Source organism: Chthonomonas sp. (assembly GCF_035294165.1).
In the GTDB taxonomy this organism is placed as follows: Bacteria; Armatimonadota; Chthonomonadetes; order Chthonomonadales; family Chthonomonadaceae; genus Chthonomonas.
In genome coordinates, this window is record NZ_DATGLN010000099.1 from 1 (window position 1) to 12854 (window position 12854).

At 54.6% G+C, this 12854-nt stretch carries 7 protein-coding genes and 1 pseudogene; 3 read left to right on the plus strand and 5 right to left on the minus strand.

All coding sequences use genetic code 11. The features are described 5' to 3' along the window. The 3 genes and pseudogenes from VKV29_RS05110 to VKV29_RS05120 all read right to left on the minus strand — a co-directional run. Positions 1-695: pseudogene (locus tag VKV29_RS05110) on the minus strand (hypothetical protein); the annotation flags it as partial. A 51-nt stretch (positions 696-746) separates the two neighbouring features. After that, on the minus strand, positions 747-5885 hold the full coding sequence (locus tag VKV29_RS05115; RefSeq protein ID WP_324200225.1) for an FtsX-like permease family protein: 5139 nt from the start codon (positions 5883-5885) through the stop codon (positions 747-749). A 489-nt stretch (positions 5886-6374) separates the two neighbouring features. Then, complete coding sequence (locus VKV29_RS05120) at positions 6375-7547, minus strand: rhomboid family intramembrane serine protease (protein WP_324200226.1); 1173 nt, start codon at positions 7545-7547, stop codon at positions 6375-6377. 361 nt (positions 7548-7908) lie between these two features. Here VKV29_RS05120 and VKV29_RS05125 point away from each other — a divergent pair, with 361 nt between their 5' ends. Next, positions 7909-8613, plus strand: a complete 705-nt coding sequence (locus VKV29_RS05125) for a DUF1326 domain-containing protein (RefSeq protein WP_324200227.1) — start codon at positions 7909-7911, stop codon at positions 8611-8613. Between the two features lie 54 nt (positions 8614-8667). On the opposite strand, the gene VKV29_RS05130 is transcribed toward VKV29_RS05125, so the two are convergent. Then, positions 8668-9156 carry a BlaI/MecI/CopY family transcriptional regulator gene (locus tag VKV29_RS05130; RefSeq protein WP_324200228.1) on the minus strand — a complete coding sequence of 163 codons (489 nt, stop codon included), beginning with the start codon at positions 9154-9156 and terminating at the stop codon, positions 8668-8670. A gap of 350 nt (positions 9157-9506) precedes the next feature. Here VKV29_RS05130 and VKV29_RS05135 point away from each other — a divergent pair, with 350 nt between their 5' ends. Then, on the plus strand, positions 9507-9758 hold the full coding sequence (locus tag VKV29_RS05135) for a response regulator transcription factor (RefSeq protein WP_324200229.1): 252 nt from the start codon (positions 9507-9509) through the stop codon (positions 9756-9758). A gap of 63 nt (positions 9759-9821) precedes the next feature. Here VKV29_RS05135 and VKV29_RS05140 read toward each other — a convergent pair whose 3' ends face one another. Further along, on the minus strand, positions 9822-11084 hold the full coding sequence (locus VKV29_RS05140) for an AI-2E family transporter (protein WP_324200230.1): 1263 nt from the start codon (positions 11082-11084) through the stop codon (positions 9822-9824). Between the two features lie 658 nt (positions 11085-11742). Here VKV29_RS05140 and VKV29_RS05145 point away from each other — a divergent pair. Further along, on the plus strand, positions 11743-12854 hold a 1112-nt coding region (locus VKV29_RS05145), incomplete at its 3' end, for an AfsR/SARP family transcriptional regulator (RefSeq protein ID WP_324200231.1).

Consider the following 12854-nt stretch of genomic DNA (forward strand, 5'->3'; position numbering starts at 1 on the left):
CCCACCATGGTGCCGATGGAGAAGATACGCCAGCGCCACGACTCTTCCTTGCTCGCCGCATCGGCCAGCGCCGTAGCGCCCGAAGCCGCCACCGGAGCCATGGGAAAAGGAAGCCGCTCGATATCAGAGGTAATACGAAACAGATAGTACCCCGCGCTCATCCATTGAAAACGGCCCAGCACCTGACCGATCAACAAAAGCACAATGGGCACGAGCCAAGCCGTATCCAAAAAGGTGCGGTGGATAAGTGCCGGAGAGCCGATGGGTGGCACGACCCAACGCGGTATATCGTGGGCGATGGGGGCAGCCTGAGGCGACTGTTCAAAATACTGGTTCCATACAAGGTAGCCGAAGGGGCCACCGGATATGCTTAGGTTCGGGTCGAGACCGGTTAAGGAGGCTGCAACGTAGTAGAGAATATATATCTCTTGCCGTTTCATGGGGAGGAAGGAACGACGCATGATCTCGGAGAAGAGCACTATCGTTACCCACTCGGCGGCAGGGCCAAGCCCTTGTCCCGCCACAAGCCCCAAATAGATAGCTCCCGGCAGCATAACAAACGCCACAAAGAGGGTGCCGAAGAAGACCTTCCACGTATAGCCTTCTTCAAACTTTATCTCGCCGGTGCTTCCTTCCTCACTCGACTCGACCTCTATTTGATGTCGAAGTTGAGCGAACTCGCTCTGTTCCGCCACGCCTTTTGTGTTCCTCCGAAACGGTATTTCGTATCCGATATTTTTTAGCCGTTAAGCCGGCTGAGAGGCCTCACTCGTCGCATCTATCGCGTTTCCCTGCAGATAGCGCTCACGCTCGGCCTGCTTGAGGGTGCGCCAAATAAGAAACTGTTTGCGCAGGGTGTTCAGGAAGCGTCTATTGACTCGTTTCCAGTTCGAGATGTCTCCTGACACCCGATCGATGATGAGATGAATCTCGAAGACATCGGGGGTCTCCGTAGGCGTTGTCTCAATGGCGATGCGTTGAGAAACGCCTAAGTCAAACGGCGCCAGCCACACCATGCAGCGTATACTGTACTGCGTGCCGTATACGTGAGGGCTTTCTTCCGTCTGCACCCCCTGCGTCACAAAATCACCTATGCTGTACTCTTCATAGGCTTGCAGCCACTCGCTAAGGAACGAGTTGAGCGCGGTGGCCTGGTCTCCGGTAACCGCAAACGGGAGCGGAATCACCCAGTGGTCGCCCTCGGGGTCGGGTACCTTCCACGAGCGATCCACAGCCGGGGTGGCCACTTCCGCCGCCTTCCTCGCGGGATAGATGGTAGAAAGCAACACCACACCTACCACGATAAGGGTTGTGCCCACAGCGCTTACACTCGAAAAGTTGAGGTAGAGCCCCGGCAGCCACCCTGTCTTCACCAAGAGAATGCTTGTTAACTGCCCCAAAAGATACCCGGCAACGGAACCGAGAATGGCATAGACCATCGCCTCGGCGATAAACAACATGCCGATATGCGTGGGGGCGAGCCCAATAGAGGAGAAGATATATATCTCTCGAATGCGCTCATACACCGAGTTCAACATGGTGTTAAGCACGATAAGAGCCGCAATGATTATGGGAATAACCACCAGCTCCAGCCCGCGCGAGGAGGTAGTCGCAATGGAAGAGTAACGATAGATGATTCCTCGCTTGGCCGGGTCGGGGTTGTTCGGATCGGTAATCTGGCCCGCATAAAGGTTCAGCTCAAGCCGACGCATAAGCGGCTCCAGCTGGTGGATTACCTGTTCGGGATTGTTGAAATCTATGGCAATCGAGCGTAACTGGGCGCCCAAATCTATGGCCGTCTGATAGGGTATGAAAAACACCATATCGGGGTCAAGATGAATGTACTCCTGAAACCCTTGGCTCGCGGCACTGCCCCCGCTGTTTGACTGGGACTGTTTGTTCATCGCGATCCAGTCCACGGGGGTTAGCATCTCGTTATCGAGATCGTAATAGCGCTTCAACTTTTGCGAGTTGAGAATGCCGATCACGCGAAATTGAAGGCCGCTAAAGTTCACCGTGGCCGTTCCCACATCCCTGAGGCCAATATGGAGCGCTTCGGCGATTCCGTCCGGCAGGATGATAACGTATCGATCACCAGGCTTAAACCATCGGCCCACCGTGTTGCCGTTGGCATCCTTCACAAGCGCATCCTGTGGGCGCATGATCTGTGCCTCTTGCGGCGATAACCCACATAGGGCGCGGGCGTCGTAGGAGAGATCGGCTCGCTGAAGTGTAAGGAACGACTGTTCTCCCATCGAAGTGCCGTAGAACCACGCTCTCGGTGCAACGGCGTACTTCTTTCCGTACTCATCCGCCAAAATGCGATAGGCCGGTTCCTGCAGAGGGTCCCACATAGGCGTGCGGATCATAATGCCGTTATATCGCGGGCCGTAGTCGCTTGGGGCACGTACTTTGTTAAACCGCATAACCTGTACCACCGAAGTAAACGAAAGCACGGTGAAAGTGAGGAGTACGAGTGTGGTGCAGGTGAGGAACGTACGCGTCTTCCGGCGCCGCATGTTGGAGACACCCAAGTTGAAGGCCGCAAAGGCCACCGACACGCGCCCGATGTCGGCCCGATGCACCCCACTAACACTTTTGCTCATCTGCTTGAGCTGCTCCTCAAACTTGCCGGTGACGAAGGCAATGACGATGGCCGAAAGGGCTAACATCACAAACGCGAGCAGCACGATAACGGGGTTCATCGTGATCTCAAATGCCGGGTGAATATAGCGGAAGATGGCGAAAATGAGCAAGAAAATGGCGGATGCCGTCAACAACTGGCGCTTTAAGTCAAAGAAACCGAAGAACAGCCGCTCACAGAAATAGGCAAACGGCATGAGAAGCGCCAAATAGAAAAGCACCCCCTCCACCACATCCATCGCCGTGTGTTGCACATCGGGGTAGGCACGGCTCTCCAACCCCCAGGCCTCGCGTGAAAGGGCATCAAAATCTTCCCAGTCCTTCTTATCGCGCGCAAGTTTGGCCTCTTGCAGCGTTTTATAGGCCATATTATGCAGCCCTGGAGTGCCCTCCATGCTCTTCATATCCAAAATGCGGAATCGGGCCAGGCGCCTCATGCGAAAGTCGTCCAACTTCCACATGTCCTCGGCCACATGAAGAGCCGTATCATAAATGGCGCCGGAACGCGCTATCTCCTCCCCCTGCTCGGCCATATCCGGCGAGGCCGAATCGGGCAAGGCCTCTGCCCCCTCCTGATCGGTGGGATTGCCCGCCACCAAATAGCCTATTCCCTCCGGTGCCGGCGAGCGGCCGTGCTCATTGAACGGATCGGTAGGATCATACAAAGAGTTAATCAACAGCAAACGAATGTCCCCAGGTCCACTGGTCATCGTGATCTTTAAGCGCTCTCCGGGCTGGGCAAAGATCACGGCAACGTCCTCTACATAAGAGGTAGCCGTGCCGTTAGACTGCGGGTTAATCGCATAGCCGTACATGCGCGGCGTGCCGTTTGTAGCTCCATCGTAGATGTTAATGCCCGTTAACGCCTGCAAGGATTGCTGGTCCACCAAATCGTAGATGGCTGTCGGAACGCAATGGAAAACGATGATCGGTGTGGAACGGGTAGCCGTTGTAATGGCAACATCAAGCGGCACCTGCTCGGCGCCCTCTGGCCCCATATCCGGTGCAAAATCTATGCTGCCGCGGTCGGGGTTAGGCATTTGAACGGACGGATTTTTCGGATCGGGCACGGTATTGGCCTCATCAATGTGATAGGCTGCAAGCGATACCGTGCGGTTATAACCATAGGCGGTAAGCGGCGCGACCCCGTGAAAGGCGAAAAAGTCCTCACAAGGTACCGGATGCCCCTGGGCATCTAGAGCATCGCCATCGGGCGCGTAACGCAGCGGGTTCCCCTCACTATCGGTTGGAATATCGCTCATCTTGTCGGGTGTCGTCCACTGCACCATCTGGATCATATTGCCGCGCACGCCCATAAAGCTTTTGGTGTTGCTCCGAACGACAACCAGCGAGCCTAAAAGCCGCTTGGCCGAAGTTGCGATGAACGATTTATGTGGGTCGAATATCTGCACACGTCCCTCAAGGGTGGCAAACCCACCTTGGAGCGCCAGTCGCGACCACTGAGAGGGGTCGGTTATCGGCATGCGCTGGGCATCCACATCGCTAACGTTGTTGGGGTCGGTAACAATATGCCACATCAAGCACTCCAGCAACCTTTGCTGGGTCGCCAAATTGGCGATATTAACATGATCGGCCGTGTCGAAGGGGGTGTCTACCAAAGCACGGCTGTCGTTCGTGGTGGCGAAAGTTACCCCGTTGCCGCCGGCCATCGTTACCACTTCCGAATCGAAGGCCGGCTGACCGGGGATGTAGTTGCGCCAGTTCTTCCCGTTCACCGGGTTCACCCCATCGTTGAAGAACTGGGTGGAATCGAACCCCATCGTTTGCCCTACTTTGTCGGCATTTTCACGACAAACGCGGGCGATGTCACTAAAGCGCCCCTGAATATCCTCTCGATAGTCGTAGAACCAGCCCTTGTAGAAGATGCCGAAAGAAGGACTTTGGCTCGACATATCGAGGCCGGCCCAAAGATAGATGCGAGGTGGATTGGGTAGCGTCGGCGCGTGCGGCGCCAAGTAGTACCCGGCATTCAACCCTATCATCACCAAGAGGGAGATGCCGTTGATGATAAGCATAGGAGTGGCTTTCGGCCCGGACTGTGGGCGGTTTCGCCAGGCCAGCACCGATAAAACGAGAAATAGAACCAGAAAAGCCCCCAACCAAAGCCGCACTTTCAGCGCGTTTGGCTGTGCCAAGGCCGACTGTACGATGCCGGGCGGCATCCAAGAATCCATGTGCTGGTTCAGGTATTCGCGGATGCCTTGAAGTGCCTGAAAATGAGCGCTAGTGGCAACAAACCACATCGTTCTTTTGGGCGGGTGCGCCTTAAAGGCACGCATCAGCTCCAGCAGAGAGGCCATGCTGCAGGCACTTTCCGCCCCCGGCGCCAAAGCAGGCACGATGGACGTAGAGTCGTAAAAACTTTCAACAACAATAATCTGGTTGCGAAGCTTGGGGTCTGTGCCAGGCAGAATGCCGGTAAAATTACGCACCGTCTCCATGCGCCAAGGCATATCACAGTGCAGCTGCACCAACGGTGGCCGTCCGGCAGCACATGCCGCCAACAACACGGCAGCATCGTGCTTTCGCATATAGAAGCGGGGAATGGCAATAGGAATTCCAATGAACTTCGCTTCGGCCTCGCCACGCAAGGTATTATCCGGCGCAATAAAGATAACCGCCTTTGCCCCCAACCGCGGAGCGTTAAGCCACTTTTGCCCGCAATTGAAGTCTACCATCACCACAGCGCCTTCCACATCTTTGCCGTTAAAATGGCTTAGGTCTCCATCCCCAACATAGATAAGCGGCGCCGTCAGCCCTCCGGCAGGCAATGTGGAGGTGCGCACGAGATTAGGCCAAAGGGGGTACATCGGCAATTTGGGAGCGCCAGGCTTCGACACAAGCTGAGCATAGGCGCCCTTCGCAGGGCTTTCTGCCCCTGGATCGTAGGGTACGGTCACCCGAAAGGTATCGGTGTGGACGTTGTTGGCTCCAAGAATGCTCACAAACTGCTGGTAAACGTAGTCTTCTGCCTTCTTCTCCCCAGGATAGCCCGCCACGCGCGAGCCAAAGCTCGCCAGGGTATCCACCGTTTGCTGTAGGTTGGCAGGGTTCACAGAAGAGTAAAACAGGTGATACGCCTGTTGATCGTAGGCAGGCACCGTATCGGCGTACGTACATCGTACGCCACTCCCACCTAGTGCAAAGAGCAGACCACTAAGGGTGATAAACCAACGTAAAACGGCATATCGAGACGGGTTCCTTACCCCGAGTTCGAGCATTCCTTCACTGATTCCTTCTTGAATATCTATAATACCGACGGTGGCCACACAACACCACAGTCGTCATCGCCTAATGCTTTCGATGCACCTCTGCACCTCATCGTTCAGGATAGCCCAAATGCTATTCAACGCAGAAGCGAGGGGCACGCATCGAAATTGGGGGCAAATCGGTTATCACATAATAACATACCTGCCCACAAAAATCAAGCGTCCCATAAGCTACGAGGTATTGTGGCTCCCACGTAGCAGGGAGTTCATCCCGTGACCTCCAAGAGCCTAGGCGGCCTATGGCTAAAATTGATGTAACGCTGCGCCTTCTGGAAGTGTTATAGTATATGAGTGTGCTAGGGTGCAGGCCTTCGTAAGTACCCTAATCTGATTGTATAGGACGCCCTTATGGCTTTGATGTTACACGCTTCCGTCCGTTTCTCCCACTGCAACACCCTTTTCTAAGGGCATTCCTCAGCAATGTGGTTTGTTACCCTGCCTTTAGGGCGGATGGTGAAACTCCACCGTTTTGAGAATTTGCAGGAAGTCGTTATGGGCTTTGGGGGCCATCGCACTAGGAGCCATGAGTACCAAGCGCACAAACGAGGTTGTATAGGGCTGCACCACGCAAACATCGAAATGCGCATTACCCGACTGTAGCTGTGCGAACCAAGCCGGCTTTCCGGCAACCTCTCCCCTTTGCGGCTGCACCCCCTGCGGCCATAATGCGATGAAATCCTGAACGGGCGAAGCCTCTATCCTCTCGGCCACCGTCAGCTGCTCGCCTTGCGGAGACACCAAAACAACGCCGGCGCCCTGTGGCAGCGCGAGCGGCCGCCAACTCTTGGGCACCTTCAAACTCCACCAGGGGTTTTGCGAGGATGGGGCGTAGGTCATTTGGGTCTCTTGTTGGGGAAACTTCACGGCCACACGCCACTCTAATCCGGCGCTGAGCAAACAGAGCAGCACCGTCCCCAACGTGATCAAGGAGAGTGCGCGCTCGCGCCAAAGGTTAACCGGTCGCGGGTCCAGCAGAGCCGGCATAAGGAAGAGGGCCAAAAATCCTCCCCCTATCAACCCCCCCACGTGCGCCCAAAGGTCTATGCCTGGGGCTAAACTAAGCGCTAGGTTGAGAACGGTAATCCAAATCAGCTGTGTGAGAATCGTTTTGCGCGCCTTAGGCGAAATAAGTTCGGGATAGCGAATGGGAAACACAATGCCGGCGCCGATCAGCCCGAATAGGGCACCCGAGGCACCCAACGACGGCGCCGGCTGCTTCAAAAAGCTTAGGAGGTTGCCGCAAATCCCGCTAAAAACAAACAACATAAAGAATCGCCTTCGCCCATAGAGGCGCTCCATTTGATTACCTAGCCAATAGAGAGAGAGGCCGTTTACCCCGATATGCACCCAACTGCCGTGCAAAAAAATAGCCGTTACTAATCGCCACCACTGCCCCTGCCGAATGAGATCGTCCTCTTTGTCGCCAAAAAGCAGCGCCACGCGGTCCACATTGCCATGCCCTACGACTAACATAGCAATGTAAACAGCAATGATGACCGCCAAAAGCGTGTAGGTGACCCACGGTGTGGCCTCTAAGCGGGCCATACGCTCCGCCTTAGCCACCGATGTTGTCAGAGGCGATTCTAACTGTTGGGATGTTGGCTCGATTTCCAATGACTTTTCTCTCTAGTCCCATTGCATCTGCTCATCATACGAGACAAGCGTGACCTCTTCAGGCAAAGAGGCGGGCATTGCTCTCTATTCATACGTAGACTGCGAGGCCAAACTTTCCGTCTTTGCGTCCACCGTTTATTGCGAATTGCTTTGTAGAGGTACACTCCCTCCTAACGGAAAGCGCACAAAACCACCTCGACAGGCTCCTGACGGTTGCCGCCTCTTCAGCAGCCCATTATCTCAGCGCGAGATAGGCTTGTCCCAAGCCCATTAAAGGCAAAGGACTTGACCTTTTGCGGTTTCGATTTTATACTGTACCCTACCTATTCGCCAAACAAAAGCGAGTTCCATGGAGAACACGATGAACAAAACGGCATTTATCCGAACCACCTTAACCGGCATGGGCACGCTCTGCCTTCTCTACTTCGTTGCTGCCCAGCCCGTGCCGCAGACAGCCGCTCCGCAGGAGCAGCCTACAAACGCTCAAACGTGGCAGGCTGAAGGTCAACTGCTCGAATCCTGTACTTGCAATGTTCCCTGCCCCTGCAACTTCGGGCAGCCTCCCTCTCATGGCAGTTGCAATGCCCTGTTCGTCTACCGGCTCGATCACGCCCACTACGGCCCTATCGTGCTTGATGGGCTTAGCTTTGGAGGCTGTGACGGCCCTAAAAGCGCTGTAGGCTATCTCGACAGCCGTGCCACCCTCCAGCAACAGGCGGCCCTAAAACAGTTGGCCGAGGCGGTTTTTGCCAAAGGCGGCCCTTGGTCCGGCCGACGGAAGTGGATTATCGCTCCCATCGTCACCGAAATCACACCCCATCTTTTCCGAATACAGCTTGGCGATGCGGGGGGGTTCCAAGCCCAGATACTTATCGGCCGAGATGGCAAAAACCCCATCGTTGTAGAAAACAACGTTACATGGCCTGTAATGCGTTTTACAAAGGGCAAAGCAACTCAGATGAGCTACCACGATACCTTCGGCAACCAGATGCAGTATCAAAACGTTAATGCAAACCTGGGGCACTTCGCCCTCGAAGGGGCAGTCTCTCAAAGGCCTGGCCATTAGAAAAAGGCTCTGGGTAGTGTCCCAGAGCCTTTGCCATCTTTATGCAGAGGACGCCTACACGTGCTCGACGACTTTCTTCTCTTCCTGGCCAGAGGCCTCATACTCGTCGCGGGCTTTGCGCAAGGCTGAAATCACGTCCTCAATATCGCTTGAGCCAGGCTTACCGAGGTGGGAAAGCACATAGCCGAGGGAGTGGCCGGTTAGGCGTCGGCACACATCATCGAGCACCTTCGGCACGATCTCGGCGCGTGAGCGCGTGGGGCCGTAATACCCCTTACCGCTCCGACGCGGTCGCTCCACCTTCAGTAGCCCCTTCTCCACCATGCGGCTAAGGGTTACCGCAATGGTCGAGGGTGACTGCATCTCGCGCTGCTCTCGGCGCCGGGCGAAGTGCATGGCTTCGTACACCTGCACCGAAGATTGAGGCTCGCCCGCATCCCACAGCAGACGCAAGATGTCTCCCTCAAGCACACCAAGGGAGGGTACATCGTCACCGCCTACACCCACGTATTTGCGACGGTGAGCGAGATCAATATCGTCCATACTTCTCTCTCCTTAAGGTTTTTTGCAGTTGCTATCACAAAGCCACATCGAGCTTAGGGTGCGCCTTTTATTACACGCACGCTAACTGAAACTCTGATATTGCTTCTTTCTCTACTGCGGCTAGTTGCGTGATCAATATTATAGCGAATTCACAGGCGAATTTAGTTCCCATAATGCGACATCCGGGCTTTTATGCCTTATATCCCCGTAGGACTACGGGATTTTCAAGGATAATGACGCCCCTTCATCACGTTTTGTGCGGTTTAGTGGAACGATAAGATTGCCGGTGTCGCCCTACGGCGAACCCGCTTTGAAACATTGAAACTTTGTATTTGAGGAGCCATTGCAACATGCATAAAACGAATGAGACCCCTTGTCCTGAAACCACGCGCTTAACTCGACGCGAGCTTGAAGTGCTCACCCTGATCATCGAAGGAAAATCGAGCAAGGAGGTGGCCGATCTGCTTTTTGTGAGCAAACGCACCGTAGATTTTCATCTGGCCAACATCTACAACAAACTCCAGGTGAACAATCGCGTTCAGGCCTTCCGCCGAGCGGCTCGCTTGGGGCTTATCTCCTTCGATGCTCGTGCGACCCGATAAAAGCGATATCCCTACTGAGGTCTCCCGCTGCATTGTGGGCGCAACGGGAGGCCTCTTTTGCTTTTAAACGTGTTCCGTTTCCAACATCGCCGCGTGTACCCGCGCCTTCCCCGTCAACGAGATGGGGGGCTGTCCTTGCCAAAACCTGTAGAGCTGAGGCAGTGTGGTTACTATCAGGGCCGTGAGCGGAGCTGCAAAGAACATGCCGGTAATGCCGGCTACCTCTAATCCGCCCAATATAAGGAACAACACCAGCACCTCGTGCAGCCCAAGCGCCGCCCCTACCAAGCGCGGGTAAAGGATCTTTGAACCTACCTCGTTTATCACAATCAGAACTACGATAACAATGATAACACGAATCATAGGCGTTAAACCGTGGCTCTCCGGCGTTATAAGCGCTGCCAGCACCGCCGGTGCCGCACCGATGTAGGGGCCTATTACCGGAATCAGTGAGGCCACCATTACAAACAGTGCCAGCAGAAGCCAAAGCCTTATGCCTAGCGCCAAGTACAACATTCCCGCTGCAGTGCCGATGATCAGCGCCAAAACAAGTTGGCCTCGTACAAAGCCGCCCAACACGTGGTTCACATCATCCTGCCATACCTCCGCGTAGGAGCGTAACGCGGGGGGCAGTGCCATGGTGAAACGACGACGCATCTCCTGGCAATAGACCAACAGATAGATCGCTATCAGCCCAACGATGGCAGCCTCAAAAAGCGTTCGACCGATATCTCCTAAGGTCTTGATGACCCGCTCAAAAAGCCCGTTGGTCAACGTGCTGTTCTTTGGCAGAGGGTGTTTCAGAGCCTGCTGCAGATCGTAGTGAACTCCACGGGCTGCCAACCACCCATTGAAACGCGCGATCTCTTCGTGTATCTTCGCTTCATAGGTCTGAGCTGCCAGATCGCGCTGCTCTTTGGTGGCGTCCGCGGCCATGCCCTGTTGATACGTATTGTGGTCTCGCACAATGATATTGATCTGATGCACCAAAGCGGTGCCTAATAGCGCCACTGCGAGCACCATCAACAGCAAAAAGCCCCCACAGACCACTCCGACCGCCGCCCCTCGTGACATCGTCCAACGCCGCCGAATCCATTCCACAATAGGGTCTATGGCGTAGGCCAACAACCCGCCAAGAGCAAAAAGCAGCAGCGTGTGCTTAACCGCCCCTAATAGCCGTACAACCACCACGACGAAAGCGATGAGTAGCAAGATAGTGGACACCACAACCAAAAGTCGCAACCAATGATCCATATGCACATTTTTACTAAAATGCTGATCCTCTACTGTCTCTTTTGGCAGCGTTGATGCCTTTTCTGTCTCCATGTCTCTCCTTCCTCCGGCAAATACCCAATAGTACCTGATGTGGTCTTAACCGTTCGATGGCTCAAAGGCCCTTTTAGGTTCCCGCATCTCCTCTTGCTATAATAGCACCTCCCGCCATAAAAAATCACCGGCCTCCACCCCGGATTTACATTATAGTGTTCGGCACCAGGCGTCCGAACTTAGTTGAGAACAGATGGCATTCTCATCGAGCTTCAGGCATTCGTTAAATGAAAGGGAGGAAGCCTGCTTGTAAATCTAGACCTATCGGCTCTAACCCGTAGAAGCGGACTACCGTATTTTAGGCCTAACTCAACCTCTTTTGTGCGCATGTTTCGCCTGCCCCACATGCGCTGTGTGTTATAATATTCCAAAAAGCGTATTCCGTGTTCGTCGGGTGTTAATTTAAACAGAAGATCAAAGCTGTTTATCCTGCATTGGCATTGGTCACAAAATCACCGAGCAAGGACGATATTTCCATAAGTTAATTGAATACCAACGTTCTGCGAGCTAGTCCCGAGGCTTCTTCTTACCTCGCAGTGAAGAAGAGATGTTGTGTAGGAGTAGGCCTTGGGAGTCCGGAATGTAACATTTCATAAGGCCATAGTGCCTCAGAGAGCCACCCGCAATGTCGTGATGGCCCTGGTTTAAGGAGATGGCATTGCAGCAATACTGGTATGTCGAGCTGCTAGGGCCGCTACGGGCAACTTGTGGTGACCTTCAGATATCCCGTTTCACAACACGCAAGGTTGGTGCCCTCCTTGCCTATCTCGCCTTTCATCCGAATCGGGCCTACCCACGTGAATTTTTGGCGAGCCTGCTGTGGCCCGACGCAGATTTTGACCAGGCCAGCCCCCGCCTGCGGCAAGCTATCGCAGCCCTACGTCGTCAGATGGAACCTCCTGGCCTGCTGCCGGATGCGCTCTTCCTCACTGCCGGCGGCCGCATTACCCTGCAGATCAACCCTACCCTTGTTCGCACCGACGCTGCCGAATTTCAAAATCTCCTGAAACAGGCTCAAAGTGCTCCCGACGACCACACCACCTGCACCCTGCTAGAACAGGCCGTAGCGCTCTACCAAGGCGAGCTATTATGCGATTACGAGGAAGAGTGGATTTTTGTTGAACGTGAGCACCTCTCAGAAGCTGTTTTGGGTGCGCTCAATCGCCTCCTTGAACTCTATGTGCAACGGAACGAATTGCAAAACGCATGCGCTGCGGCTCGTCGTATCGTACAGTTAGACCCCCTTAACGAAAATGGCCATCTCACCCTCATGCGCCTGCTCATCGCCGCCAAGTTACCATCACAAGCTCTGACACAGTACCAGACGATGGCCTCCATATGGCGTGAACAGCTAGGCGAATCCACTTCAGAAACCGCCCACAAACTGGCCGACTATGCGAAAGAGATGCTTAACAATGCACATACCCAGGAGCCGAAGGCCTTCTCTATCTCATCCCCTTCCGACAGGCCAAAACCACCCGTTAAACCGCTCCAGCCGCCGTCTCCCACAAGCCCTCCTTCCCCTAAGGCTTTTTACTTTTTGCCCGCCCGTCTCAGTCGTTTCTTCGGCAGAGAAGAGGAATTGGCCCACCTAGAAACCGTGTTAAGTCCTAACCAGGCATCTCCGCGCCTCATCACTCTACTAGGGCCTGGCGGCTGTGGAAAAACACGCCTAGCCCTCGAAGCCGCGGCCCATATCCATGCCCTCTACTCCAACTCCATCTGCCACGTACCTCTTACAGAAATTCGCGATCCCTCTGTGCTCCCTCT

What these genes read in the sequence shown, in the direction of transcription:
- VKV29_RS05135 (WP_324200229.1), top strand. Translation starts at nt 9,507, where the DNA reads ATGCATAAAACGAATGAGACCCCTTGTCCTGAAACCACGCGCTTAACT.
- VKV29_RS05115 (WP_324200225.1), bottom strand. Translation starts at nt 5,885, where the DNA reads ATGCTCGAACTCGGGGTAAGGAACCCGTCTCGATATGCCGTTTTACGT.
- VKV29_RS05125 (WP_324200227.1), top strand. Translation starts at nt 7,909, where the DNA reads ATGAACAAAACGGCATTTATCCGAACCACCTTAACCGGCATGGGCACG.
- VKV29_RS05140 (WP_324200230.1), bottom strand. Translation starts at nt 11,084, where the DNA reads ATGGAGACAGAAAAGGCATCAACGCTGCCAAAAGAGACAGTAGAGGAT.
- VKV29_RS05130 (WP_324200228.1), bottom strand. Translation starts at nt 9,156, where the DNA reads ATGGACGATATTGATCTCGCTCACCGTCGCAAATACGTGGGTGTAGGC.